Below are 24551 nucleotides of genomic sequence, written 5' to 3' on the forward strand. Positions count from 1 at the left end.
TCAAGGCCAACGGCGCGTCCATCACCACGCCGAACACCGCTGGCCCCACCGGGCCTGCAACTTGAGTTGCGCCTGTTTCATCCTGGCCTATCCGCAACGCGATAACGCGCATTTGCGCGAATACCTCTCGATGCGAGGTAACGTTGTCGTGTGGGCGATGTGGACGCGCGGGTCGTCGCCGACGAGCTGATGACCGTGATCGCGGCGCTGCGGCGGACAGTGCGCCGTAGTCTTCGCGCCGAGCTGCCGACGCCGGACCTGCGGGGTGCCCAGGTCGAACTGCTGCGGGTCGTCGAACAGCAGCAGGGCATCAGCGTGACCGCCGCCGCCCTGCAACTGCGGATGGCGGCGAACTCCGTCAGCACGTTGGTCAACCAGCTTGCCCGCGTCGGCCTGCTGCGCCGCGACACCGATCCCGACGACCGCCGCGCGATCCGGCTGCACCTGACCGACACCGCCGCGCACCGGCTCGCGGCCTGGCGGCAGGCGAGAACCGGCCTCGTCGGCGATGCGCTCGCCGAACTGTCCACAGCAGACCAGAAGGCCGTTGCCGGTGCACTGCGCGGTTTGCACGCGCTGGTCGAGGCCCTGGAAGGAGGTGGCGCCGATGACCGAGCGGATGGCCGTGCGATGCAGGGATCTGCGGCACGCGTTCGGCGACCAGATCGCGGTCGACGGGGTTGATCTGGACGTGCGGCCCGGCGAGGTGTTCGGGTTGCTGGGACCCAACGGCGCGGGCAAGACCACCACGATCCGGGCGATCACCACGCTCCTGCCCACCAGGGCGGGAACGGTCGAGGTCTTCGGCGTCGACGTGGCGCGCCACAAGCTGGCGGCGCGACGGCTGATCGGCTATGTGCCGCAGCAGCTTTCGGCCGACGGGTCGCTGACCGGACGGGAGAACGTCGCGCTGTTCGCCCGGCTCTTCGACGTCCCCCGAGCGCAACGGCGATCGGTGGTGCGTGCCGCGCTGGGCGCGGTCGGGCTCGCCGATGCCGCCGAGCGACTGGCCAACACCTACTCGGGCGGCATGGTGCGCCGCCTGGAACTCGCCCAGGCGCTCGTCAGCGGGCCGAAGCTGCTGGTGCTGGACGAGCCGACGATCGGCCTCGACCCCATCGGGCGGGAGAGCGTGTGGGACCGGATCCGCGAGATCCGCGCCGAGACCGGCATGACCGTGCTGGTGACGACGCACTACATGGACGAGGCGGACCAGCACTGCGAGCGGATCGCCCTCATGCACCGCGGGCGGATTCGCGCGCGCGGCACTCCGGCGGAGCTCAAGGCCGCCGTGGGGCCGGACGCCACGCTCGACGACGTCTTCCGGACGATCAGCACCGACGCCTTCGGCGCCGGAACGGGGGAAGGGATGCGAGATGTCCGCGCGGCTCGACGTACTTCCAGCCGCCTCGGTTGAACCGGTGCGGCGCAGCCTGCCGGGCCTGCTGTTGGCGCGGGTGGCGGCGATGTGCCTGGTAGAGCTGCAGAAGTTGCGGCACGACCGGACCGAGCTGCTCACCAGGGCCATCCAGCCCGCGCTGTGGCTGCTGATCTTCGGCGAGGTGTTCACCAGGCTGCGGGCGATCCCCACCGGGAACATCCCGTACCTGGACTACCTGGCGCCGGGGATCCTCGCGCAGTCGGCGCTGTTCATCGCGATCTTCTACGGCATCCAGATCATCTGGGAACGGGATGCCGGCGTGCTGGCGAAGCTGCTGGTCACGCCCACGCCGCGGGTCGCCCTGGTCACCGGCAAGGCGTTCGCCGCCGGGGTGCGCGCGCTGGTGCAGGCGCTGGTGGTGCTGGTGCTGGCCGCGCTGCTCGGCGTCGGCCTGACCGCCAACCCGGTGAACCTGCTCGCGATGGCCGTGGTGGTGGTCCTCGGCTCGGCGTTCTTCTGCTGCCTGTCCATCACCATCGCGGGACTGGTGCTGTCCAGGGATCGGCTGATGGGGATCGGGCAGGCGATCACGATGCCGCTGTTCTTCGCCTCCAATGCGCTGTACCCGGTCGATCTGATGCCGGAATGGCTGAAGGTGGCCAACTATGCGAACCCGCTCGGCTACGAGGTGGACGCGCTGCGCGGCCTCCTGATCGGCACGCCCGCCCACCTGGCGCTGGACTTCGCCGTCCTGGTCGTCGCCGCCGGCACCATGATCAGCATCGCCTCGGCGCTCCTCGGCCGCCTGGCCCGGTGAACGCCCCCGGGGACAAGACTTCCGCCGATTTCGCGCGAAATCGGCGCAGCCGACGCCTGCGGGATGGCGATTTCGCGCGAAATCGGCACCCAACGACGTCCAGGTGCCGGCCACGACCATCCGAAATAGACCACCAACCTTGGGCTGCCCGAATTCCCGTGGGAGGTTGCGCCGCGACGACGAGCACCAACCCGGCCGACGACTGTTGCAAATTAGTTGCAACTAGACTCTCTGGCGGTAGCGACGACATGAGAAGGGAAGGTCCCGGTGAGCAACAACCGTCGAGCAGCACTCGATGCGGTCCGAGCCAACTGGAATCGACGGGCGGCGGGGTACGACCGCTTCTACCGGGACTACGCGCAGGACAAACGCGATGCGTGGCGCGCGGCCTACGAGAAGATCCTCGGCGAGCTGTTCGCGCGGCGCGACGAGCCACTGAAGGTCCTCGACGTCGGCACCGGGACCGGGTTCCTCTCGACGCTGCTGGCCGAACTCGGACACCACGTGACCGCGATCGACCCGTCCGGCGCGATGCTCGGCTACGCCCGCGCCGAAGCCGACCGCCGGGGCGTCGAGGTGCGGACCATTGCCTGCGGCGCTCACGACGTCGCGAGGCTGGGCACCGGGTTCGACCTCGTGACCGCGCGATACGTCCTGTGGACGCTGCCCGACCCGGTCGCCGCGCTGCGGGCCTGGCGCGAGGTCATCACCCCCGGCGGCGGCCTGCTGGTCGCGGACGGGCTCTGGCACACCTGGCGGCACGACGGCCGCCGGCTCGCCGCATCGCTGCGGCCGGGCGGCGACCACCAGTTCCTCTGGCAACTCCTGCACGACTACGCGCAGATCGGCAACGCGACGCCACACTGGGCGGGCCTGACCCTGGATCGCACGCGGGCGCTGCTCGCCGCAGGCGGATTCCAGAGCGGCACTCGCCACGACCAGCTCCTACCCGAATACGCCCACCCCGTGAGCGCGGACTTCTTCATCCTGGGAACGCGACCGGCACGACTTCCATGACACCAATCACTTTCCGTTCCAGCAGCGAGAAAAGCGATCGTCCATTGTGGACAACTAGATCCGCAAGACCCGGAAAGCGAGGATGCCGACCTGCCGCTCAGCGACATTCGCCCCGGGACTCCCCTGAGCGCGGCCAGCCAGGGTGCGCAGATCTCATTCGCGGCACGCCGCTTGGCGCGGCCGAGTCCGGCCGGGATGCTGCGGGGCGGCGTGACCAGCCCTTGTCGGCCAGCGCAGCTTCGGCCACGGCGACGTCACTGAAGGGGTGCTGGATCCCCTCGACGGTTTGGTACCGCTCGTGGCCTCGCCCGGCGATGAGCACCACGTCACCGGGCTCGGCGCGCTCGACCGCAGCCGTGATCGCCTTCCACCGGTCGCGCTCCACCACGATCACCGCCCCGGCACGGCCGATCGTCCCGGTGAGCATCTGGGCGATGATCTCCTCGGGCACCTCGTCGTGGGGATCATCGGCGGTGAAGATCGCGCTGTCGGCGGTCAGCGCGACGCGTCCCATGTCGGGGCGGTTGAACCGGTCCCGGTTTCCCGCGCTGCCCACCACCAGGTGCACCCGGCCCCGGCTCGCCCGGCGCGCGATGGCGATCAGCTGGGTCAGGGCGCGCGGCGTGTGCGCGAAGTCGACCACCACCTGGAACGGCTGGCCGGCGTCCACCCGCTGGTAGCGGCCGGGCGGCGGGGCCGCGCCCAGCCCGACCACTGCGTCCCGCCGGGACACCCCCATCAGCCGGGCGGCCGCGTAGGCGGCGGCCAGGTTCGCGGCCTGGCCCACGGCGGGCGTGGCCAGCTCCACCCGGTCAACGCCGTCCTGGACGACGACCCGCAGCTCATCAGAGGTCGAGGCGACACGCACGTCCGCCTGCCCGGCCCGCCCCACGGTCACGGTCGGCACCGTCGCGTGGGCAGCCAGCCGCTTCCCCCACGAATCGTCGATGTTGATCACTGCCCGGCGGCAGCAGTCCGGGGTGAACAGTGCCGCTTTGGTCGCGTAGTACTGCTCGACGGTGCCGTGGTAATCGAGGTGCTCCGGGCTGAGATTGGTGAACACGGCGACGTCGGCCGTCACGGCGTCGGTGCGGTGCTGGTCAACGGCGTGCGAGGACACCTCCATCGCCGCTGCCTGGACTCCTTCCGCACGCATGCGGCACAACGTCCGCTGGAGCTCCGCGGCGCCGGGCGTGGTCAATGCCGCCGGGCTGCGCGCCCCGGGCATCCTGGCCTCGACCGTGGAAACCAGGCCGGTGCGGTAGCCGGCGGCGGCGAGCGCGGCCTCGATCAGGTGCACCGTGGTGGTCTTGCCGTCCGTTCCGGTCACGGCGGCGACGGCCAGCGCATCTGCGGGATACCCGTGCACCGCGGCGGCCACCGGTCCCACCGCCGGCCGCACGGCGGGCACCCGCACTTGGGGCACCGGCGCGTCGACGAACCGTTTCACCAGCAGCGCGCTGGCCCCCGCCGCCACCGCATCGTCCACGAATGCGTGCCCGTCCCGCTGCGTTCCGGGCACGGCGCAGAACAGCGCGCCCTGGCGCACACACCTGCTGTCGTCGGTGACGTCCAGGACGTCGGCGTCCCCGCGCAGCTCGGCCCCGGGGAGGTCCCGCGTGGCCTTCGACAGGCTGATTCCTGCGTGCTGACAACCGCATTCCATGTCGCACCGTCAACTTCCCGGACGTCCACCGTCGCCCCGAGACGTGGCACCATCCGTCACCCGAAGCGCCGCTTCGGCCGCGCTGACTCGCGTCAGGTAAGCAGTGTCGACCCGCTGCCGCCGGTCCGCGAGTCGCCCGGATGGCAGCGCGGTTCCCGGCTGATCGGTTGTGGGCACTGGAGAAACGGGAGTGGCAGCTGAGGTTCCGCGCCACTTTGACTACATTACCCCCCTAGGGTATAAATGAGGTGTCGGCCGCCGGACCGACGACGAGTCAGCGGAAGGAATGTCGACGTGATCGAGGCCAGCTACACCGTGACCGGCATGACCTGCGACCACTGCGCGCGGTCGGTGACCGAGGAGGTCAGCAAGATCAACACGGTCTCGGACGTGTCGGTGAGCCTGCCCACCGGTGCCGTGACCGTGCGCAGCTCCGAGCCGGTGAACGACGCCGACGTGCGCGCGGCCGTCGAGGAAGCCGGCTACGAACTGGCCGCCAGATAACGAGCGCCACGCAACCCGAGGACCGCCGTGTTCGCCGCCTCCACACCCAGCGGAGACCGAACCTCGGCGTCTCCCCACCAACGATGGGCGCACACGCCGGGCCTAGCATCGCCTTCGACCTCGAGGTGCCATCCGGCGCCATGGAGACGCACCAGGTCCGCGCCGCGGAAATCGCAGTCGACGCGCAGCAGCCGGCGGACGGGCCGCGGGGCCCGCCGACAACGGCCACGCAGGAGAACCCCGATGAGCACTGGGACGAGCCCCACCGCAGAGATCGAACTGGCCATCGGCGGCATGACGTGCGCGTCGTGCGCCAGGCGCGTCGAGCGGCGGCTCGGCAAGCTCGAAGGCGTCACGGCCACGGTCAACTACGCCACCGAGAAGGCCAAGGTCGCCTTCCCGGAAACGCTCGATCTGCAGCAGCTGGTCGAACAGGTCGAGGCGGCCGGCTACACGGCCGAACTGCCCCTCGAACCGGCGGCCGAAGCCGAAGACCCGACGAAGTCCTTGCGGAACCGGCTGCTCCACTCGGCCGTGCTGTCGGCTCCAGTGATCGCGTTGGCGATGATCCCGGCGCTGCAGTTCACCAACTGGCAGTGGATCTCGCTCGTCATCGCCACGCCGGTCGTGGCGTGGGGCGCGTGGCCGTTCCACCGCGCCGCCTGGACGAACCTGCGCCACGGCGCGGCCACCATGGACACCCTGATCTCCTTGGGCACGCTGGCGGCCTACGCGTGGTCGCTCTACGCGCTGCTGTTCGGCACCGCCGGCACCCCCGGCATGACGCACGGGTTCGAGCTCACCATCCAGCGCATGGGCGGCGACGGGAACATCTACCTCGAAGTCGCGGCCGGGGTCACGACGTTCATCCTCGCCGGGCGCTATTTCGAGGTGCGCTCCAAGCGCCGGGCGGGTGCCGCGCTGCGCGCGCTGCTGGAGCTCGGCGCCAAGGACGTCGCGGTGCTCCGCGACGGCGTCGAGGTCCGCATCCCCACCGATCGGCTCGCCGTCGGTGATCGGTTCGTGGTCCGCCCCGGGGAGAAGATCGCGACCGACGGGATCATCGAGGAGGGCAGCTCCGCCGTCGACGCGAGCATGCTCACCGGCGAATCCGTGCCGGTCGAGGTCGCCGCAGGTGACGCCGTGGTCGGCGCCACCGTCAACGCGGGCGGCCGGCTGGTCGTCCGCGCCACGCGGATCGGCGCGGACACCCAGCTGGCCCAGATGGCCAAGCTCGTCGAGGACGCCCAGAACGGCAAGGCCGCCGTGCAGCGGCTGGCCGATCGGATCTCCGCGGTGTTCGTCCCCATCGTGATCCTGCTGGCGCTCGGGACGCTGATCTCCTGGCTCGCCACCGGTGCCGGTGCCGCCGCCGCGTTCACCGCCGCCGTCGCGGTGCTGATCATCGCCTGCCCGTGCGCGCTGGGCCTGGCCACGCCGACCGCCCTGCTGGTCGGCACCGGGCGCGGCGCGCAGCTGGGCATCCTGATCAAGGGTCCGGAGGTGCTGGAGTCGACCCGGCGCATCGACACCGTGGTGCTGGACAAGACCGGCACCGTCACCAGTGGACAGATGTCGCTGGTCGCCGTGCACGCCGCGGATGGGATCGACGAGGAAGCGGTGCTGCGCCTGGCAGGTGCGGCTGAACACGCGTCGGAACACCCGATCGCCAGGGCGATCGCGCGAGGGGCAGCCGAGCGAGTGGGCGAGCTTCCGGCCGTCGAGGAGTTCAGCAACGTCGAAGGACTCGGCGTGCAGGCCGTCATCGACGGCCGCGCCGTGCTCGTCGGACGCCCGGCGCTGCTCGCGCAGTGGAGCCCGCCGCTTCCCGCCGACCTGGTCGCGGCGCAGACCAAGGCCGAGAAGCAGGGCCGGACCGCCGTCGCGGTGGCATGGGACGGTGCCGCCCGCGCCGTGTTGGCGGTCGCCGACACCGTCAAGCCGACATCCGCAGCGGCCATCGCCGGACTGCGCAAGCTCGGCTTGAAGCCGGTCCTGCTCACCGGCGACAACGATACGGTGGCGCGCGCGGTGGCGGCCGAGACCGGCATCGACGAGGTCATCGCCGAGGTCCTGCCGCAGGACAAGGTCGACGCCGTCAAGCGGCTGCAGTCCGAAGGTCGCGTGGTGGCGATGGTCGGTGATGGCGTCAACGACGCCGCCGCCCTGGCCCAGGCCGACCTCGGCCTGGCCATGGGCACCGGCACCGACGTGGCCATCGAGGCTGGCGACCTGACCCTGGTCCGCGGCGACCTGCTCGCGGCGGTGGACGCGATCCGGCTGTCCCGCCGGACGCTCGGCACCATCAAGGGCAACCTGTTCTGGGCCTTCGCCTACAACGTGGCGGCCCTGCCGCTTGCGGCGGCTGGGCTGCTCAACCCGATGATCGCCGGCGCCGCGATGGCGTTCAGCTCGGTGTTCGTGGTCGGCAACAGCCTACGGCTGCGCCGCTTCCGCAGCACCAGCACGACCGAACCGATGCCCGGAACCGAAGCGAGCGAGCCGGTTCCGGCTGCGGCACGTCGAGACTGATCCCCTGTGCCCGGTCTCGCGACGTCTATCCGCAGCCGAAAGGACTACCGATGCGAACACTCGTCCGTCTACAACGGACGCACCAGCGAGGACCGGTGCACGCGAGCCTGGAAGCCGCGCTGCACCGCTGCTGCCACCAGCTCATCCCCGCGATCAGGGCTGGAATCCGGAAGCGGGGGAAGTTCGGCGAATCGGCCGTGGAACTCACGTCAACCACCCTGGCCGCTTGCCAACGCAAACCGCGGAAATGACGTGAACGCAGCGGCCCGGCCGGGTGCGCGAACAGCCACATCGCCCATGGCTGCGGCAAAACCCTAGTCGGCGGACCTTCCCGAGCTCGAAGCCGTCTCGTGTTCGCCTGCGTCCGCCGCCGGCTCGAGCCCGGCTCCGTTGGACGTCGCTTGCTGGAGTTCCTGCAGCGCGGCGGCGGGGTCGCGGAACAGTGCCGGGTTGCGCTCCCAGTGCGCCAGTTCCAACTGGGTCAGGTTGCGCACCACGACCACCTCGTCCACCTTGACCAGGAGCACCGATCCGATCTGCACGATGGCGCGCGGGGTGTTCGACAGCGACTGGATCAGCCCCGCCACCGCGGCTCCCTGCGCGGCATCGACCTCGGCCTGCTGGCGGTCCAGCAGGCGCAGGTCCAGGGCCCGGCTGAGCTTGACGAACTGCTCCTCCTTCGTCGGCAGCTGCCCCGAATTCTTCAACCGGATCAGGAACTCGCCGAACCACGACCCGACCACCGGCGGGAAGGCGTGGGCGAACTCCAGGCCGAATGCCTCGACCACTCGTTCCGCCGCGTCCGCCACGGCCTGGTGATCCCGCTCGTCGCTGAGGTAGATCCGACCGGGAACCCAGTGCCAGCCGATGGTTTCGGCATCCGGGTCCGGCTGCGCGGCCAACGCCTCGCGGTCCACGAGCAGGGCCCGGGCCGAGGCCACGTCGGGCACGATCCGGAAGACCCGGGTCAGTCCCGTGATCCGGAAAATCTTGAGCAACCGCTCGGTACTGCACACCACGATCAATTCACCGCCGCGAGCGCGCGCCCGCTTCAACCCGCCGACCAGCACGCCGAGCCCGGTGCTGTCCAGGAAGTCCAGCCCGTTCAGGTCCACGACCAGCCGGACCTCGTCGCCGCCCAGCGCATCGACGAACCGCTCCCGCAGGCTGGGCGCGGTGTAGACGTCGAGCTCACCGGCCACCTCGACCAGGGTGATCCCCTCGGACAGCCTGACGTTGGTCATCCCGAGTTCCACAGCGCCTCCCTGAGCAGTCTTCTCGAGTATGCCAACAGAACCGGCGTGACAGGAGCGCTCTGGCAACACGGTCGACGGTCTTCGCAAGCCGTTTGGCCGACAAGTCGCGCGACGGCACCCGTTGCCGCGGCCTGCTCGGGCTGCGGCGCGTGCTCGCCGAGGATGGTGGCGCGGCGCCGGTCGGCGTGACCTTACCCGAGCTCACCCCGCATCCGGAGGACGTGGTAGCGGCCTTGGCGGAGCACGACGTGACCGTCGACCTGTCGTGAATCCGGCTCCGCCGGCTACCGGGCCCGCGACTATCCTCTTTAGACCGCTGCCGGAGTTCCCCGGAGGTATTGGAGACACGCCGAGGCTTCAGGGGGCGATGGCGTGTTCGGTGAACCGCCCGCAGGAGCGGAATCCCAAGCGGCGGTAGACGGGTTCGCCGTCCGCGGATGCCTGCAGGACCGCGACGCGGTGGTCACGGCTGCGCGCCGCGTGGAGCGCGGCGAGGGTGATGGCACCGCCGTAGCCGCGTCGGCGGTGGGCGGCCAGCGTGCAGATGTTGTAGACCGGTGATCGACCGGAAGGTCGGCTTGCTTCCGGATCGCTTAGAACAGCTCGCCCACCTCCTCGCCCACCTCCTCGCCCAGCTTCACCGCCTGCTCCAGAACAGAGCTCTGGGCGAACCGCGCTCGGTCTCCAGAGCCCGAGCGTGCCCCGCTGCACGTCGACGACCTCGTGGCCGGTGGCAGATCGGGTGGCTTGGGGCGGCGATTTCGCGCGAAATCGCCGGGTCGTGTGAGGAGGAAGTGGCGATTTCGCGCGAAATCGCCACCCTGCCTTGGTCACGAGCGCTCGGATTCGTACTTCTTCGTCATGTGGGCGACCGCGTCGTGCTGGGCCTGGGCATGGCCTTCGCGGGTGGCACTGGCCCTCGCCTTGGCATCCAAAGTGGACTGTCGCTGGCCCTGGAAGGCCGGCATCACGTACTGGGCGATCAGCTCGTAGGAGCGCTTCGTCGCCGCCGGGTCGGCCCAGTCGTGCGCCATCATCAGCATCGCGCCGAAGCCGCCGGACTGGTCGACGAGCCGCTGCACCTGCTCTGCCGCATCCTCCGGGGTGCCGATCACGCCGACGCCCGAATCGGCGATGAACGCGATCATCTCCTCGAGGTTGCCACCTGCTACGTGCATCTGCGGAAACGCCGCGATCTTCTGGAAGTACTCGAACCAGTCGACGATCCCGTGCTCGACGTCCCGGTACGCCTGCTCCCGCGTCTCCGCGACGTGCATCGGGCCGACCAGCCGCCACGCGCTGCGATCCACGCTGGTATCGAAGGCCTCGGCGCGCTCGGTCATGATCCTCCAGTGGTAGCCCAGCGCGTCGAAGCCCTCGGCCGTGAGGGTCGCGCCGATCGACAGCAACCCGACGCCGTGGCGACCGGCCAGCCGCGGACCGGTCGGGGACGCCACCGCGGCGACCGCGACGTCGAACAGTGGATCCGAGTAGGGGCGCAACTGCAGGCGCGCGTCGACCAGGTTGTGCGTGCGGGTCTGCGCCGTGACCGACTCGCCCCGCAGCAGGCGCAGCACGATGTCGATGTTTGCGTCGAGCAGTTCGCGGGTCTCGGTCGGGTTCAGCCCGATCATCGCCGAATCCGTAGGTAGCGAGCCCGGCCCGACGCCGAGCATGACCCGGCCGCGGGTGAGGTGGTCGAGCAGCACCATCCGGTCGGCCACCCACAGCGGGTTGTGGTACGCCAGCGAGATCACGCCGGTGCCGAGCTTGATGTGGCGGGTGCGTTCGGCCGCCGCGGCGATGAAGATCTCCGGCGAGGCGATGAGTTCGCTGCCCGCCGAGTGGTGTTCGCCGATCCACGCCTCGTCGTAGCCGAGCGCGTCGAGGTGCCGGACGAGTTCGAGGTCTCGGTGCAGTGCCAGGGTCGGGTTCTGGCCTGCGGTGTGGAAGGGAGCCAGGAAAACGCCGAAACGCAGCTTGCTCACGACTACCTCCTGGGGCCATGGGCCTCCCAGTTCACTAAAGTCGCCGCCGGTCTGCAATCACCCGACCGGACACCTCCGGAATAGCTTGCGTCTATTGGATCATTAGGCGCGACGTCGTTCTCGTACCAACCGGTCGGTGATCCATTCGGCGGCATCCCGGTTTCCCGCTGTCCGCGGCCGCCGTCACCGAGCACCTCGGTCAACGCGGTGCGCATGCACTCTCCTTCCCATCGCCGGGGGGCGACGTTGCGCCGGACAGCCGCATGATGCACACCAGGACGGCCACATACCAGACCGCACCTCACCGCGGTTCCCGCAATCCCCACTCAGGTCTATCCACAATGGACGAGACTGTGGACGAATCTTCCCAAAACACACTGAATCGACACCAGCAGCAACTTGCGACACGAGGTGAACGCGTGTTTACTTCTTGGTGAACGCAAGTTCACACCAACTCGAGAGGAGCCCGATGAGCTGCGCCACGCCCGTTCCCGCCGCCGCGTCACGACGTTCGAGGCTGGTCATCGGGGTGCTCGCCTCGTGCGGGATCGCGGTGTCGTTGATGCAGACCCTGGTCATACCTCTGCTCCCGGAATTCCCCAGGCTCCTCGACACGTCCCGGTCCAACGCGGGCTGGCTGGTCACCGCGCCGCTGGTGGCCGGCGCGGTGTGCGCACCCGTCCTCGGGCGGCTCGGCGACATGTACGGCAAGCGCCGGATGCTGCTGATATCGCTGGCCACGATGGCGGTGGGCAGCGCGATCGGCGCCGTCAGCGACGACTTCGCCGCCGTGCTGGTCGGCCGGGTGCTGCAGGGCGCGGCGGTCGGCGTGGTGCCGCTGGGCATCAGCATCATGCGCGACGAGTTACCCGAGGACCGGGTCGGTTCAGGCGTGGCCCTGATGAGCGCGACCCTGGGCATCGGCGGCGCGGTCGGCCTGCCGGTGACCGGGGTGGTGGCGGAGAACCTGAACTGGCACTGGCTTTTCGTCGGTGCGGCGGTGTTCGCGCTCCTCGAGATCGTGCTGATCCTGCGGGTGGTGCCGGAATCGCCCCTGCGCACCGGCGGCCGGTTCGACTTCATCGGCGCGGTGGGGCTGTCGGCGGCACTGACCTGCCTGCTGCTGGCGATCTCCAAGGGCAACGAATGGGGCTGGACCAGCGGGGTCATCCTCGGCCTGCTCGTCGGGGCGACGGCGTTGTTCCTGGTGTGGGGGCTCTACGAGCTGCGCGTCAGCGCGCCGCTGGTGGACCTCAGAGTGTCGGCGCGGCCGGCGGTGCTGCTGACCAACATCGCCTCGGTGCTGGTCGGCATCGCGATGTTCGCCGGGTTCCTGGTGGGCTCGCAGATCATGCAGGCCCCGGAGGACACCGGCTACGGCTTCGGCATGTCGCTGGTGGTGACGGGCCTGGTGCTGCTGCCCATCGGCGCCGCCATGGGCGCGTTCTCTCCCGTCTCGGCGCGGATCTCGCGGCGGCGCGGGCCTCGGACCACGCTGATCCTGGGCGGCACGGTGCTGATGCTGGGTAACCTGGCGGGATCGTTCCTGCACTCCCCGCTGCCGCTGGTGGTGTTCAACCTGACCGTGGGCGCGATCGGCGGCGCGCTGTCCTACGGCGCCCTGCCGACGCTGATCATGCAGGCGGTGCCGCAGACCGAAACCGCCGCCGCGAACAGCCTGAACAGCCTGGCCCGGTCCATCGGCACGTCCAGCTGCAGCGCCATCGTGGTCGCGCTGACGACCGGATCGGTGGTGCAGATCGCCGGCGTGAACTACCCGTCGGTGTTCGCCTATTCATGGGTGTTCCTGGTGGCGGGCACGGCGGCGCTGCTGGCCGCGCTGATCGCCGCGGCGACCCCGAGGACCCGCCGGTACGCGCCTGTTACCGCCAAGGTGGCGACCACGCTCGGGACGTCGCGCTAACCTGAACGACATGCCCAGCACGGCTCCGGCCACAACGGTCGGCGAGGACCGGCGCGACGCGTGCGCCACCCGCGAAGCCATCCTCAAGGCGGCGCGCCGCCGTTTCTCGTCGTGCGGGTACGCCGACGTGACGCTGCGCGACATCGCGGCGGATGCGGAGGTCAGCGCGGCCCTGGTGATGAAGTACTTCGGCAGCAAGGAAAGCCTGTTCGCCGAGGCATCGGGCTTCGAGCAGGACGCGGAGCGCCTGCTGGACTGCGAACTGCCCAACCTCGGCGAACACCTGGTCCGAACGCTGCTGGACTACCACGACCGAACCCAGGGAGACCCGCTGATGCGTGCGGTGTTCACGTCGTCGCGACCGGCGGGAGCCCAGTTCCGAGCGAACTTCGAACGCCAACTGGTCACCCGCCTGACGAAGCGCCTTACGGGCCCGAAGGCCCGCCTCCGGGCGGAACTGGTCTGCAGCCACCTGATGGGCCTGGGAGCGACCCGCCTGGTTCTGCGCACCAAAGCGATCAGCGCGGAACCGAAGGAAAACCTGATAGCAATAACTGCCCCGTTGCTCCAAAACTGGATCGACGGCCCCCTGTAGCACCGGGCGCCTGGTCACACCGCCCCAGCCCAACGTTTCCCCAGGCCAGGTGCCGTGAGCGGTTTCAGGCGTGATAGCCCCCAAAACCACTCACGGGCGACACCCAGCCAAAACCCCGGGCGACACCCCGAGATCAACGCTTACCTACGAGCGGATCGTGCAGCCCTTCGGCTCGTTGGACTAAGCCGTGCGGCCTAGCACCGTGGAATGCGGGACGCCGTCGAGGGCCTTGCTGAACTGCTCGATCACGTCCGCCAACGGATCCGCGCTGTCCGGGTGGACGCTGAGCTGGTCGTCCACCACCGAAATGTGCTTGTCCAGCAGGAAGAAGCTCTGCACCGTGTGGCGGGCACCCAGCGAGTGCACGACCGGGCGCAGCGCGTAATCGATGGCCAGGACGTGGGCGATGGTGCCACCGGTGGCCAGCGGCAGCACCGCCTTGCCGGCGAAGCCGAACTGCGGCAGCAGGTCCAGGAAGGCCTTGAGCAGTCCGGAATACGCCGCCTTGTACGTGGGGGTGGCCAGCACGATGCCATCGGCCTCGATGACCTTGCCGATGGCGTCGGCGATCGCCGGGGCGCGGGTGTCGGCGCCGAGCAGCGCATCCGCGGGCAAGGTGCGGACGCGCAGGTGGTCGGCGGTGCGTCCGGAGGCCGCGAGTCGCTGGGCGACGTGCTCGCCGATCCGTTCGGTCTTCGAAGTGCGCGACGGGCTGCCGGAGATTACGAGAACGCTGGACACATGTGCTCCCTGGGTCCGAGACTTCCAGTCCACTGCGGACTGTTGTTGATCCGGCTCTCCGCGCTGCGGCGGAAACCGGGCTGGCGGAGCGCTAGGGACGACACGCTTGGGCCGACACGCGGCGGAAATCCACGTGCCGCCGCTTCGTGAACACCGGGAACATCACGAATCAATCGCAACAGAGCACCAGCGGCATGTCAATCGGGCGGTCCGCGCTTCCCACCAACCGGACGCACCATAAGCCGAGCACGGCGACCACCATGCTGGAGGCCGAGCCGGTCGCGATGTGGCCCTCGACACGCGGCCCCGCCGCGCGAGCAGCGCCCGGTACTCCGCGAGCGGTGCGCTCCCGGCAGTGCGTCAAGGCGGCCATCACCAGGTCCAGCCGCTTCCCGAGGCGCGGTTCGTCGTTGTCCGGCAACACCTTGCTGCGCGCGACGTGCTTGCGAGTGGACGGTCAGCCGAAGACGTCCGGAAGCGGTCGGCGGCTCGCCCGCGGCACCGGGATCGCAGCGGGGTAGCCGATCCGCATCAGCAGCTGCGGCACCCCGCCGAGGTCGAGCTCGTCGCTCAGCGCAGAGCGGACCTCGGACAGCCGCAGCGGCTGGGTCATCACCGACGCGACCAGACCCAGCCGCGTCGCCTCCAGCCAGGCCCGCTCGGCAGCCTCGCCCGCCAGCAGGTGATCCCGCGGGTCGTCGGTGATCGTGCTGAAGACCAGCACCGACTCCTTCGCCACCCACTGCGCGATCTGTGCCTGGTCCGGCAGCCGGGTAGCACCGGTCGCCAACCCGATCGCGGGCAGCCCGCGCTCGGACAGCGCGTCCTCGGGCAGCCCCTCGTCCGAGGACGGTGCGATCCAGGCACCCAGCTCGCGCTGGTAGTTCTTGTCGTCGTGGTGGGCCCGCGCGGCGTAGGCGAGCAGCCGCGCCAGCGCCTGCTCCTCCATCGGCCCGTGCACCCAGGTCGCCTGCGTGGTCGACGCGGCAACCACGGTGGTGCGCGCCAGGTGCGGGATCCGCCGGTCGGCGAAGGGGCGCCGGAAGCTGCTCCGACGGTCGATGGCCCGTCGGCGTTGCCGGTCGATCGCGCTCGGCGGCTCCCGATGGGTGCCGACGACGGTCCCCTCGCCGTCCCCGTACTCGTCGGTGTACCAGCGTATGTCGGTCGCCCAGCCGAGCGCGCGCATCGCGATCGCCAGGTTGGCGACCGCCGCGCCGCACGACATCCGCCGGTTGTGACCGTCCGGATCGTGCTGGACCAGCTCCGGCATCGAACGCATCCGCAACCTGGCCGCCCGTCCCTGCACCCGCAGCGACCAGGGCTGCGTATTGTGCACGGAAGGCGTCCGGCGCACCGCTTCGGCCAGCGCTGCCACCTCCTCCGGTGTCCATGGGCGCTCGTCGGCGGCTTCGTGCGGCTGCCGACGGAGCATCGGGTACCAGTTCATGCGTTGATCACCTCCACGACGGGCAAGCACCATGACCGTGCCGTCGGTGGCATCCCGCGAGCAGAGGCCAAAGTCCCGTCTGTGACCAGCACCGCAGCGACGGGCTCTGCCCGGCTCGTGGCGATCTGGCCAACCGGTCCGGCGAATTTCGGCGTTTTGGCACTGGCGTACCGGCGGGTGGGCCGACGAAGCTGAGGGCGCGACACGAAGGAGGAACGCATGTCGACAGCACCGCGCAACACCGCGTTGTGGCACCCGTTCGCGGACATGTCCCAGGTCAAGAACAACCAGTTCTGCGTCAGCAAGGCCGACGGGGTCTGGATCTACGACCAGGAGGGACGCCGCTACCTCGACGGCACCGCGAGCCTGTGGTACGCCAACGTCGGCCACGGCCGCACCGAGATCGTCGAGGCCGCCGCCGCCCAGATGCGCGAGCTCGAGTCCTACTTCGTATTCAACGACTTCACCAATCCACCGGCCGAGGCGCTGGCCGACCGGCTCTCCCAGCTCGCGCCGATGGAAGGCGCGAAGATCTTCCTCACCACCGGTGGCGGCGAGTCGATCGACACCGCCGCCAAGCTGGCCCGGCAGTACTGGGCGCAGCGCGGGCAGCCGCAGCGCACCCACATCCTCAGCCGCGGCAACGCCTACCACGGCACCAACGGCATGGGCACCAGCATTGGCGGGATCGAGGCCAACCAGGCCGGGTTCGGCCAGCTCGTGCCGGAGGCCAGCCGGGTCGCCCACGACGACGCCGAGAGCCTGCGGGAGGCCATCGACCGGCTCGGTGCCGACCGGGTGGCGGCGTTCTTCGCCGAACCGGTGATGGGCGCCGGCGGGCTGTACCCGCCGGCGCCGGGCTACCTGGAGGCGGTCGCCAAGATCTGCGCCGAACACGAGATCCTGTTCGTCGCCGACTCGGTGATCTGCGGGTTCGGCCGGGTCGGCAGCTGGTTCGGCGTGGAGCGGTGGGGCCTGCAGCCCGACATGATCACCTTCGCCAAGGGTGTGACCAGCGGATACCTGCCGCTGGGCGGCGTGGTGATCGCCGAGCGGGTCGCCGAGCCGTTCTGGAACCACCCGGGCCGCCCGTTCCGGCACGGCGCGACCTACTCCGGACACCCCACGGTGGCCGCCGCCGCGCTGGCCAACATCGACATCCTGGAGCGCGAGAAGCTGCTGCCGCGGGCCGACGAGCTGGAGCGCCCGCTGCACGACGCGCTGCGGCAGCTCGCCGACCACCCCGCCGTGGGCGAGGTGCGCGGCGGCGTGGGCCTGCTCGGCGCGGTTGAACTGGCCCCCGACCTGCTGGCCGCCGACCCCGGCGCGCTGACCCGCGCGCAGCTCGCGATCCGCGACTTCGGCGTGATCGTGCGCCCGCTGGGCAAGGCGCTGGCGGTCTCGCCGCCACTGATCATCAGCGAGTCTGAGATCGAGCTGATCGGCAAGGCGATGTGGGAGGGCCTGGACTCCCTCGCGTAACTCGATCGGGTGGCCGCGGACAGATCATCCGCGGACATCCGACCCTCTCCGAACCGTTCACGGCATCGGGCTGGAGCATCCCTGTTGCGCAACCGATACGTACCGGTCTGTACCAAACGCGATTCGTGCCGTACGTTTCTGGCCAGACCACTGGCAGCGGCCCGCACGGCGCTCGACACGTTCCACACCCAACACCGAAACATACTGCACCGGAACAAGATTCGCCGACGATCGTCCACAACAGACAGTCGAGGGATGGCGACATGCACCGAGTCACCTGAGGTGCACCGCACCGGGCGGGGCCGACCGGTCGCCGACTCGGTGCGCACGCCGGAGAAATCGACACGACACCCGGAAACCGAGCCACGAGCGGCGATTCGAGAAGTCACCGCCCCCTGTAGACAAGCCACCCACTTGAGTTGGCAAAATAAGGCTCGCGGGTGATGGCGCACAGCGGACGGAGGACGACAACCAGGTGAACACCCAGACCACACAAGTCGACGACCTGCGGCTCATTGCGCTGCCCAGCGCCGTGAACTGCACGGAGATGTTCGTCCAGTTCACCCTCGCCGAGTGGTCCCTGCGGGAACTGATCGACGAGACGTCCCAGCTCACCACCGCGCTCGTGACCGCGGCGGTCGACAGCGCCGCCCCCGACTCCCCCGGCTTCATCACCGTCCGGCTGCGCCTCAGCGGAGAGAGCCTCGTGGCCGAGGTCGAGGACGAGCAGGCAAAGGCCCCACCGGCCATGGCGCCCGGTTTCGCCAACGGCCACTGCGGTGCGGCCGCCTTGCGTGGTGGCGGCGTGCTCGTGTGGTGCGAGGTGCCGCTGCCGGGTGGTGTCTCGGCGAACGCGGTGCCGCTGCCCCGCCGCTCCCGCAACAGGCGGGCGGGCCAGGCCGAACACCCCGTCGACGAAACGGCCGAGATCGATCCCGAGGTGATCAAGCGCCTGCTCTCCGGTCTGAGCAACCCCGACCCCACCTGACACCCCGGGCGCCGGCATGGGATCACGGTTTCAATACAAACCGTGATCCCGCGGCGCCTCTCCCATGCACAGTTTCAATTGAAACCGTGATCCGCTGGTGTTGGTTTCACCGGTGGTATCTGCGGGCAACTCCCGTGGCATGGACCATCTGACCTTCCGCTTCGAGTTGGCGCAGCAGCTGCGGGTCGACTCCGTGCGCGCCAGCAGCGCCGCCGGTTCCGGGCACCCCACGTCGTCCATGTCCGCCGCTGACCTGATGGCCGCGCTGCTGGATGGCCACCTGCGGCTGGACTTCGCCAAGCCGCACGATCCGCGCAACGACCACCTGATCTTCTCCAAGGGCCACGCTTCGCCGCTGTATTACTCGTGCCTGAAGGCGGTCGGCGCGATCGACGACGCCGAGCTGCTCACCTTCCGGAAGTTCGACAGCCGCCTGGAGGGCCACCCGACACCGGTGCTGCCCTGGGTCGACGTCGCGACCGGTTCGCTCGGGCAGGGGTTGCCGATCGGGGTGGGCCTGGCGCTCGCGGCGCAGCGGCTGGACCGGCTGCCGTACCGGGTGTGGGTGCTCTGCGGCGACAGCGAGATGGCCGAGGGTTCGGTCTGGGAAGCGCTGGAGCACGCCGGGCACGAGCGACTGGACAACCTCATCGCGCTGATCGACGTCAACCGGCTCGGCCAGACCGGGCAGACGATGCACGGCTGGGACCTCGACGCCTACGCCGCCCGGGCGATCGCGGCCGGGTGGCGCACCATCGAGATCGACGGCCACGACCCGGAGCAGATCGAAGAGGCGCTGAAGGATGCCGAGGCCGGTGACGGGCGACCAGTCGCCGTGCTGGCGGCCACCAAGAAGGGCAAGGGCGTCGCCGAGGTCGAGGACAAGCCGGGCTTCCACGGCAAGCCGCTGGTGCACCCCGACGAGGCGATCCACGAACTCGGCGGCATCCGCGACCTGCGGGTCAACTACGCCAAGCCGACCAGCAACGAGACGCCCCACGTCTTCCCGGTGACCGGCGGCGGGCTGCCCGCGTTCGAGCTCGGCACCAAGGTCGCCACCCGCAAGGCCTACGGCGAGGCGCTGCGCGCCCTCGGCGACCGGCGCGGCGACGTCGTGGCGATGGACGGCGAGGTGTCGAACTCGACGTTCGCCGAGCTGTTCCGCGATGCCCACCCGGACCGCTACTTCGAGATGTACATCGCCGAGCAGCAGCTGATCGCCGCGGCGATCGGCATGCAGGTACGCGGCTGGGTGCCGTTCGCCTCGACGTTCGCCGCGTTCCTCACCCGCGCCTACGACTTCATCCGGATGGCCGCGGTGAGCCGGGCGAACCTGCGCCTGATGGGCTCGCACGCGGGAGTGTCCATCGGCGAGGACGGGCCGTCGCAGATGGCAATGGAGGATCTCGCGGCGTTCCGCGCGGTGCACGGCAGCGCGGTGCTCTACCCGTGCGACGCCAACCAGACCGTGCGGCTGGTTGAGGAGATGGCCGACCGGACCGGGATCAGCTACGTGCGGACCACCCGCGGCGCCACGCGAGTGATCTACGAACCGGGCGAGGACTTCCCCATCGGCGGCTCGCGGATGGTGCGCGACGGCGACGACGTCACGCTCGTCGGCGCGGGCATCACCCTGCACGAGGCGCTCAGCGCGGCGGAAACGCTTGCCAGGGAAGGAATCCAGGCCCGCGTCATCGACCTGTACTCGATCAAACCGGTGGACGCCGAGGCGCTGCGCCGGGCCGCCGCCGAGACGGGCGGGCTGATCACCGCCGAGGACCACTGGCCGGAGGGCGGCCTCGGGGAGGCCGTGCTCAGCGCCCTGGCGGGCACCGGCGCCCCGGTGCGCGTGCTGGCGGTGCGCGGAATGCCCGGTTCCGGCACCCCGGACGAGCTGTTGGGGCAGGCGGGCATCGACGCATCCGCCATCGCCATCGCGGCCCGGGAGATGGCCGGCATCTGACCACTGTGGATGATCAAGAAGCCCTTGCGGGCATCGACGCCAGGGAGATCAGCGCGGCGTCGGCCAGTGCCGCGACGATCTGGCACGCCGAGAACGCGGCCGTCAGCACGGCGACCGACCAACCGGTGTCCCCGCTGATCGTCGGCGCCGCCCCGCACCAGACCCGAGAAGGCACCAGGCCCGAGGAGTCGGTGATGCCCGAACCCGCCCGACTGCGGGTCACCGTCGACCCACCCGAAACATCCGTCCGGTCCTCGCGGCACCGCGTGTGCCCGCCACGCGGGGTGGGTAGTCGGTTATCGACACTACCGGCTCGACCGGTGGGAGCGAAGATGCCCGTACCCGACCGCGGAGAACTGCTCAGGTTCCTCTGCCACGTGCACTTCCCCGCCACCAAGCAGGAGATCTACCAGCAGTGCGTCGCCCTGGGCGCGCCGACGGCGCACCTGGAACGCATCGACAGCCTGCCCGATGGCGTCTTCGTCGAGCCTGACACGGTGCTGCAAGCACTCCCGCGCCCGACTCCGTGAATCGTCCACATAAGACGAGCAAGATCTCATCGCTGCCGTTTCCGCCTGGCGTGCCACCAAACGCCGACGGCGCCCGCAACGGCGCTCAGGGCCAACGTGATCGAGCTCAGCACCAGCCCGCTCACCAGGCACAACAACGCCAGCAACGCCACGAGGGCAAGCATCAGGAACAACAGGACCCGGCGTACTCCGCCCCGGCTCCGACCACCGTCGAACCGGTCGAACTTCTCCGCCAGCCGAGGATCACCGGACACCAGCGCGGATTCGATCTCCGCCAGCCTGTCCCGCTCGTGCCTGCTCAACATGCCGAGCTCCTAGCGACGTTCCCTTCGACCCCAACGAGGTACCCGCCCCCCAATTGCCTCAAGCCCCGGAAGGGCCCCTACAGCCTTGCATGCCAGGGATCGTCACCGTACGCGGCGACCGGGTGATTTTCCTGCACGCACAGCAACATCCGGCGATTACGGAAGGGTGTCCCCGGGGCGACGGCGGGAGGCATGAACAATGACCATGTTGCCGCGTCGCGCCCCTTCCGCAGCCGTCCGCAGCCCGCCCGCCGCTGCCTGCCGCGGGCCGGTGACCAGGAGTGGCCGTCGACGATGATCTGAGCGCGAGCGCCGCCGTCCGAACCCGACAATACGTTCAAGGCTGGATCCTGCTGGACAGCGCGTCCTGCTGCCGGTCTCGTTCCTGGGCCGCACCCGTCAGGCCAGCGAGTAGTGCACGACCCCTTCGGTCTCCTCCTTCGCGAGCTTCCCCTGCAGGCTCAGCACGTCCAGGTGAGCGGCGGTTTCCAGCACCGCCAACATCTGGTTGAAGGGATCGCCGAGTTCGTCGAAGGTCCGCTCGCGGCGGGTCCAGGTCAACGCCCGAGCCACCTCGTACGCGGTGCTCGCGCCCTTCTCGACGATTCCAGCGGTCGCGTCCAGGCGGGTGTCGTGGTGGTCGAGGAGTTCGTCGACGCGCCGGTGGACGCTGTCGGTGGCCGGGCCGTGCGCGGGAAGCAGCCGCATGTCGGGCATCGCGCGGACGAGCCGCAGCGACGCCAGGTAGTCGCGCAGCGGAACCTCGCTGGGGGCCGCCTCGAAGCCGACGGACGGCGTGATGTGCGGCAGCACGTGGTCGCCGGCGAACATCAGCTCGGCGGCATCGTCGATGAACACCAGGTGCCCACGGGTGTGGCCCGGCGTGGCCACGGCGCGCAGGGGCCGATCGGCCAGGGTGATGTCGGTGGACTTCCCGATCCATTCGTCGGGTTCTTCCCAGAAGTGCGGGCCGCGCGGGCCGTCCTCGCGGGCGGCCACGACCGCGTCGCGCACCGGCTTCGCGCCGCATTCGGCGAGCAGCTCGATCTGCTTGGCCAGCAGCGTGTGCTCCGGGTCCATCAGGATGCGGATGGTGTGCCGCTCGTCCTCACCCAGCAGCACCTTGGAGCCGTACTCGCGCCGCAGCGCCACGGCCTGGGTGTAGTGGTCGCGGTGTGCGTGGGTGACCAGGAACCGGCTGATGTCGCCCAGCCCGGCACCGATCCCGCGCAGCGCGGTGGCGAGTTGCTCGCGCGACTCCTCCAGCGCCCAGCCACCGTCAACCAGCGTCAGCGTGTCGCCGTCGGCGATCGCGTAGACGTTCACGGCGCGCAGGCCGTCGTTGGGAAGGGGCAGCGGGATCCGGTGCACGCCAGGCGCGACTTCGTACGCACCCGGCTCCATCCACTCGTGCCGCGAATCGGCCATGACCACACCTCCAAGCGCGCCCCGACCTGGGCGGTCCATCAGAAGTACCACACCCATACCAACCAGTCAGTACGCAGAGGACCACAACGCAACGCCCGCGAAGCCCCGGCGTCCTGCCTCACCTGGCCGTCGCGCCCGGCGCCACCCCGGCCGTCGCCGGGCGCGGGAGCCCGTGCGAATCGCGGCCGAGCTGCGAAATTTAGCCACGCGAACGGCCCGGTCGACCGCCCGACAAGCCCACGAACCGCCGCCAGAATCGTCCACATAGGACAAATTCCGGCAGGTCGATGCCGAAATCGTGTCGTTCGTCACGTTCAGCCGCTCAACCGCTCTGCGGGAATCCGGCAGGGCGCAACGTTTCGGCTGGTCAGGGGCTCGTGAGCGGTTTGGGGCGTCATAGCACCCCAAACCGCTCACGAGCTTTTACGGCGGGGGCTGGCGCTTTCAGCTGAGCTACGTCTTGCAACGGCCGGGCAGAACGTTGCCGGAGCCCGAGACGACGGCAGGGACGATTTCGGCTGAGCTGCTCGTGTCGTCGATCGACAGTCTGAAGACCGAAATCGCCTTGTCGACCGGATGGCCGACGCTGTCGAAGGAAATGCAACCGCTGGCGCCGCGGACACCTTCGGTCCCCCTCATCGCGAGCAACTGCCCAGCAACAGTGTCGGCGGTGATCGACTTTAGGTCTCTCCGGTTGTCGGCTGCGCGGTTGATTGCCGTCACCGCCACACCCACCGCGTCGTAGGAGGTGATGGCCATCCCGTCTCCGGTCGAGCCGAGCCCGAAGAGCTCGCGGTAGGAGTCGCGGAAGTACCCGATCGCCGCCCCGTCGAACGCCTCCGGAACCGCATTCCACGCCTGCGGCGCGGACAAGTTGGTGTACTCCAGGGTGGTGTTCAGTGACAGGTTCTTGCGGACCTCGTCGACGCCGGCGATGTCCACCACGCTGTCGAGGGTCACCACCCGCAGATTCAGGTCCCCGCACGGCCGGTTCTTCAGCGCGCCCAGCAACAACGTCAGGTCGTTGTAGCGGCCTGAGAAGAAGATCGCACCTGGCTGGGCGGCGCAGATGTTGCGCACCATTCCGGGAAAGATGTTCGCGGTGCCGCGCGAAGTGTCGTACTCCGCCAGCACGACGTCACGACCGTCTCTCTCATATTCGCGGGTGAACGCCGAACTGAGGTTGTTCGCGAGCAGGTCCGACTGGTTTATGTCCTTCACCAGCATCGCCTTTCGAGTGCCAGTGAGGCGCTGGACGATGGCCCGGACCTGTTCAGTGTTCGTCGGCGACACCCTCACCAACCCGCTGAACTCGCCGCGGGCTTCGAGATCGGTGAAAGTGTCGGCCGTGATGGTGGCCCCGACCATCGGGATGCGCTGCTCGGACAGCCACTGGATCGCCTTGGCAGTGCTTTCGTGGCTCTGTCCGAGACCCGCCACTGCCACCACCCGGTCCGGGGTGAACTGGGCTGCGTGGATCTGCTTGACCACCGGATCCCACTTCTGCAGCTGGCTACCTGGGTTGGCAGGTAAGAGCCGGATCAACGGGAAGTCACCCTCCCAGCCGCCTTTCTCGCGATTCGCGCGCAGTTGGGCGAGATGGGCGCCCCGCAGCGCGTTGCGGGTGGCTTCCAGAGTGACCGTGTCGCCCTCGGCGAGGCTCATCGGTGCGAGGTAGGCGATGCTGACGTAGTCCTTGCCCTCCGCCAGTACCCGGTCGTTCTCCTCCTTGATCCGTTGCAGCACGTCCGCCAGCGGGTTCTCGGCCGGGTCGTCGGAACCGAACTTGTAGGAGCCGTCCGTCATCCCGACGCACTCGCCGTCGACCTCGTGGACACCCGCCGCGCACTGGCCGCCCCACCACGCCAAGCCGACGACACCTCCTGCCACCAGCACCAGGACGACGGACGCGACGAGGACCTTCCGCCGGTTCCGCTGCCACCAGGACCGTTCCACGTAGCTATCCACGGACTGCCTCCCCCGC

Annotated in this window: 24 protein-coding genes; 14 read left to right on the forward strand and 10 right to left on the reverse strand. The window is 69.6% G+C overall.

Annotation, left to right across the window (positions count from 1 at the left end; translation table 11 throughout):
* The first annotated feature begins 150 nt into the window (after positions 1-150).
* The 4 genes from ACRXBZ_RS06135 to ACRXBZ_RS06150 all read left to right on the forward strand — a co-directional run bounded on the left by ACRXBZ_RS06135 (position 151) and on the right by ACRXBZ_RS06150 (position 3215).
* On the forward strand, positions 151-684 hold the full coding sequence (locus ACRXBZ_RS06135) for a MarR family winged helix-turn-helix transcriptional regulator (RefSeq protein ID WP_168584239.1): 534 nt from the start codon (positions 151-153) through the stop codon (positions 682-684).
* Positions 608-1417: an ABC transporter ATP-binding protein gene (locus tag ACRXBZ_RS06140; RefSeq protein WP_433878196.1), complete on the forward strand. Its 810-nt coding sequence runs from the start codon at positions 608-610 to the stop codon at positions 1415-1417. The genes ACRXBZ_RS06135 and ACRXBZ_RS06140 overlap by 77 nt, the downstream gene beginning before the upstream one ends.
* Positions 1377-2198 carry an ABC transporter permease gene (locus ACRXBZ_RS06145; RefSeq protein ID WP_190823515.1) on the forward strand — a complete coding sequence of 274 codons (822 nt, stop codon included), beginning with the start codon at positions 1377-1379 and terminating at the stop codon, positions 2196-2198. Before ACRXBZ_RS06140 ends, ACRXBZ_RS06145 begins: the two co-directional genes overlap by 41 nt.
* 267 nt (positions 2199-2465) lie before the next feature.
* On the forward strand, positions 2466-3215 hold the full coding sequence (locus ACRXBZ_RS06150; RefSeq protein ID WP_433878197.1) for a class I SAM-dependent methyltransferase: 750 nt from the start codon (positions 2466-2468) through the stop codon (positions 3213-3215).
* Between the two features lie 97 nt (positions 3216-3312).
* On the opposite strand, the gene ACRXBZ_RS06155 is transcribed toward ACRXBZ_RS06150, so the two are convergent.
* Entirely contained in the window at positions 3313-4881 is a 1569-nt protein-coding gene (locus tag ACRXBZ_RS06155; protein ID WP_433878198.1) for a UDP-N-acetylmuramoyl-L-alanyl-D-glutamate--2,6-diaminopimelate ligase, read from the reverse strand.
* Between the two features lie 294 nt (positions 4882-5175).
* Between ACRXBZ_RS06155 and ACRXBZ_RS06160 the strand changes: the two genes are divergently transcribed.
* Together ACRXBZ_RS06160 and ACRXBZ_RS06165 are read left to right on the forward strand one after the other, a co-directional pair.
* Positions 5176-5385: a heavy-metal-associated domain-containing protein gene (locus ACRXBZ_RS06160; RefSeq protein WP_433878199.1), complete on the forward strand. Its 210-nt coding sequence runs from the start codon at positions 5176-5178 to the stop codon at positions 5383-5385.
* A gap of 243 nt (positions 5386-5628) precedes the next feature.
* The gene (locus tag ACRXBZ_RS06165; RefSeq protein ID WP_433878200.1) at positions 5629-7917 is read left to right on the forward strand and encodes a heavy metal translocating P-type ATPase; all 2289 of its coding nucleotides are present in this window, start codon (positions 5629-5631) and stop codon (positions 7915-7917) included.
* 314 nt (positions 7918-8231) lie between these two features.
* Here the strand turns inward: ACRXBZ_RS06165 and ACRXBZ_RS06170 are convergent, their stop codons facing one another.
* Positions 8232-9161: an STAS domain-containing protein gene (locus ACRXBZ_RS06170; protein ID WP_433878201.1), complete on the reverse strand. Its 930-nt coding sequence runs from the start codon at positions 9159-9161 to the stop codon at positions 8232-8234.
* 104 nt (positions 9162-9265) lie between these two features.
* Here ACRXBZ_RS06170 and ACRXBZ_RS06175 point away from each other — a divergent pair, with 104 nt between their 5' ends.
* Both ACRXBZ_RS06175 and ACRXBZ_RS06180 read left to right on the forward strand, forming a co-directional pair.
* Complete coding sequence (locus tag ACRXBZ_RS06175; protein WP_433878202.1) at positions 9266-9442, forward strand: hypothetical protein; 177 nt, start codon at positions 9266-9268, stop codon at positions 9440-9442.
* 103 nt (positions 9443-9545) lie between these two features.
* Positions 9546-9734, forward strand: coding sequence for a hypothetical protein (locus tag ACRXBZ_RS06180; RefSeq protein WP_433878203.1), 189 nt, complete (start codon positions 9546-9548; stop codon positions 9732-9734).
* Positions 9735-10003: 269 nt separating this feature from the next.
* Here the strand turns inward: ACRXBZ_RS06180 and ACRXBZ_RS06185 are convergent, their stop codons facing one another.
* Positions 10004-11161 (reverse strand): LLM class flavin-dependent oxidoreductase, encoded by a 1158-nt coding sequence (locus tag ACRXBZ_RS06185; protein WP_433878204.1) that lies wholly within the window; start codon positions 11159-11161, stop codon positions 10004-10006.
* A 469-nt stretch (positions 11162-11630) separates the two neighbouring features.
* On the opposite strand from ACRXBZ_RS06185, the gene ACRXBZ_RS06190 reads away from it, so the two are divergent.
* Positions 11631-13085, forward strand: coding sequence for an MFS transporter (locus tag ACRXBZ_RS06190; protein WP_168584249.1), 1455 nt, complete (start codon positions 11631-11633; stop codon positions 13083-13085).
* Positions 13086-13095: 10 nt separating this feature from the next.
* Positions 13096-13680: a TetR/AcrR family transcriptional regulator gene (locus ACRXBZ_RS06195; protein ID WP_168584250.1), complete on the forward strand. Its 585-nt coding sequence runs from the start codon at positions 13096-13098 to the stop codon at positions 13678-13680.
* 180 nt (positions 13681-13860) lie between these two features.
* Here ACRXBZ_RS06195 and ssuE read toward each other — a convergent pair whose 3' ends face one another.
* From ssuE to ACRXBZ_RS06210, 3 genes are all read right to left on the reverse strand, one after another.
* Positions 13861-14421, reverse strand: a complete 561-nt coding sequence (ssuE, locus tag ACRXBZ_RS06200; RefSeq protein ID WP_433878205.1) for an NADPH-dependent FMN reductase — start codon at positions 14419-14421, stop codon at positions 13861-13863.
* Between the two features lie 169 nt (positions 14422-14590).
* Positions 14591-14842 (reverse strand): hypothetical protein, encoded by a 252-nt coding sequence (locus ACRXBZ_RS06205; RefSeq protein WP_433878206.1) that lies wholly within the window; start codon positions 14840-14842, stop codon positions 14591-14593.
* 36 nt (positions 14843-14878) lie between these two features.
* Positions 14879-15871, reverse strand: a complete 993-nt coding sequence (locus ACRXBZ_RS06210; RefSeq protein WP_433878207.1) for an Acg family FMN-binding oxidoreductase — start codon at positions 15869-15871, stop codon at positions 14879-14881.
* Between the two features lie 219 nt (positions 15872-16090).
* On the opposite strand from ACRXBZ_RS06210, the gene ACRXBZ_RS06215 reads away from it, so the two are divergent.
* The 3 genes from ACRXBZ_RS06215 (at position 16091) to ACRXBZ_RS06225 (ending at position 20304) form a co-directional block, all read left to right on the forward strand.
* A complete protein-coding gene (locus ACRXBZ_RS06215) occupies positions 16091-17353 on the forward strand; it encodes an aminotransferase family protein (RefSeq protein ID WP_168584253.1) in 1263 nt (420 codons plus the stop codon).
* 475 nt (positions 17354-17828) lie between these two features.
* Positions 17829-18341 (forward strand): ATP-binding protein, encoded by a 513-nt coding sequence (locus ACRXBZ_RS06220; RefSeq protein WP_433878208.1) that lies wholly within the window; start codon positions 17829-17831, stop codon positions 18339-18341.
* Between the two features lie 139 nt (positions 18342-18480).
* Positions 18481-20304 (forward strand): transketolase, encoded by a 1824-nt coding sequence (locus tag ACRXBZ_RS06225; protein WP_433878209.1) that lies wholly within the window; start codon positions 18481-18483, stop codon positions 20302-20304.
* Between the two features lie 13 nt (positions 20305-20317).
* Here ACRXBZ_RS06225 and ACRXBZ_RS06230 read toward each other — a convergent pair whose 3' ends face one another.
* Positions 20318-20527 (reverse strand): hypothetical protein, encoded by a 210-nt coding sequence (locus ACRXBZ_RS06230; RefSeq protein WP_433878210.1) that lies wholly within the window; start codon positions 20525-20527, stop codon positions 20318-20320.
* 109 nt (positions 20528-20636) lie between these two features.
* On the opposite strand from ACRXBZ_RS06230, the gene ACRXBZ_RS06235 reads away from it, so the two are divergent.
* Positions 20637-20834 carry a DUF2795 domain-containing protein gene (locus tag ACRXBZ_RS06235; RefSeq protein ID WP_168584256.1) on the forward strand — a complete coding sequence of 66 codons (198 nt, stop codon included), beginning with the start codon at positions 20637-20639 and terminating at the stop codon, positions 20832-20834.
* 26 nt (positions 20835-20860) lie between these two features.
* Here ACRXBZ_RS06235 and ACRXBZ_RS06240 read toward each other — a convergent pair whose 3' ends face one another.
* The 3 genes from ACRXBZ_RS06240 to ACRXBZ_RS06250 all read right to left on the reverse strand — a co-directional run bounded on the left by ACRXBZ_RS06240 (position 20861) and on the right by ACRXBZ_RS06250 (position 24535).
* Positions 20861-21139 (reverse strand): DUF3040 domain-containing protein, encoded by a 279-nt coding sequence (locus ACRXBZ_RS06240; protein ID WP_433878211.1) that lies wholly within the window; start codon positions 21137-21139, stop codon positions 20861-20863.
* Between the two features lie 399 nt (positions 21140-21538).
* On the reverse strand, positions 21539-22567 hold the full coding sequence (locus tag ACRXBZ_RS06245) for an MBL fold metallo-hydrolase (RefSeq protein ID WP_433878212.1): 1029 nt from the start codon (positions 22565-22567) through the stop codon (positions 21539-21541).
* 453 nt (positions 22568-23020) lie between these two features.
* Positions 23021-24535 (reverse strand): ABC transporter substrate-binding protein, encoded by a 1515-nt coding sequence (locus tag ACRXBZ_RS06250; protein WP_433878213.1) that lies wholly within the window; start codon positions 24533-24535, stop codon positions 23021-23023.
* Positions 24536-24551: the final 16 nt, after the last annotated feature.

The sequence above is a fragment of the Saccharopolyspora hattusasensis genome (assembly GCF_050972075.1).
GTDB lineage: Bacteria > Actinomycetota > Actinomycetes > Mycobacteriales > Pseudonocardiaceae > Saccharopolyspora > Saccharopolyspora hattusasensis.

What these genes read in the sequence shown, in the direction of transcription:
- ACRXBZ_RS06140 (WP_433878196.1), top strand. Translation starts at nt 608, where the DNA reads ATGACCGAGCGGATGGCCGTGCGATGCAGGGATCTGCGGCACGCGTTC.
- ACRXBZ_RS06145 (WP_190823515.1), top strand. Translation starts at nt 1,377, where the DNA reads ATGTCCGCGCGGCTCGACGTACTTCCAGCCGCCTCGGTTGAACCGGTG.
- ACRXBZ_RS06155 (WP_433878198.1), bottom strand. Translation starts at nt 4,881, where the DNA reads ATGGAATGCGGTTGTCAGCACGCAGGAATCAGCCTGTCGAAGGCCACG.
- ACRXBZ_RS06165 (WP_433878200.1), top strand. Translation starts at nt 5,629, where the DNA reads ATGAGCACTGGGACGAGCCCCACCGCAGAGATCGAACTGGCCATCGGC.
- ACRXBZ_RS06170 (WP_433878201.1), bottom strand. Translation starts at nt 9,161, where the DNA reads ATGACCAACGTCAGGCTGTCCGAGGGGATCACCCTGGTCGAGGTGGCC.
- ACRXBZ_RS06190 (WP_168584249.1), top strand. Translation starts at nt 11,631, where the DNA reads ATGAGCTGCGCCACGCCCGTTCCCGCCGCCGCGTCACGACGTTCGAGG.
- ACRXBZ_RS06195 (WP_168584250.1), top strand. Translation starts at nt 13,096, where the DNA reads ATGCCCAGCACGGCTCCGGCCACAACGGTCGGCGAGGACCGGCGCGAC.
- ACRXBZ_RS06210 (WP_433878207.1), bottom strand. Translation starts at nt 15,871, where the DNA reads ATGAACTGGTACCCGATGCTCCGTCGGCAGCCGCACGAAGCCGCCGAC.
- ACRXBZ_RS06215 (WP_168584253.1), top strand. Translation starts at nt 16,091, where the DNA reads ATGTCGACAGCACCGCGCAACACCGCGTTGTGGCACCCGTTCGCGGAC.
- ACRXBZ_RS06225 (WP_433878209.1), top strand. Translation starts at nt 18,481, where the DNA reads ATGGACCATCTGACCTTCCGCTTCGAGTTGGCGCAGCAGCTGCGGGTC.
- ACRXBZ_RS06235 (WP_168584256.1), top strand. Translation starts at nt 20,637, where the DNA reads ATGCCCGTACCCGACCGCGGAGAACTGCTCAGGTTCCTCTGCCACGTG.
- ACRXBZ_RS06240 (WP_433878211.1), bottom strand. Translation starts at nt 21,139, where the DNA reads ATGTTGAGCAGGCACGAGCGGGACAGGCTGGCGGAGATCGAATCCGCG.
- ACRXBZ_RS06245 (WP_433878212.1), bottom strand. Translation starts at nt 22,567, where the DNA reads ATGGCCGATTCGCGGCACGAGTGGATGGAGCCGGGTGCGTACGAAGTC.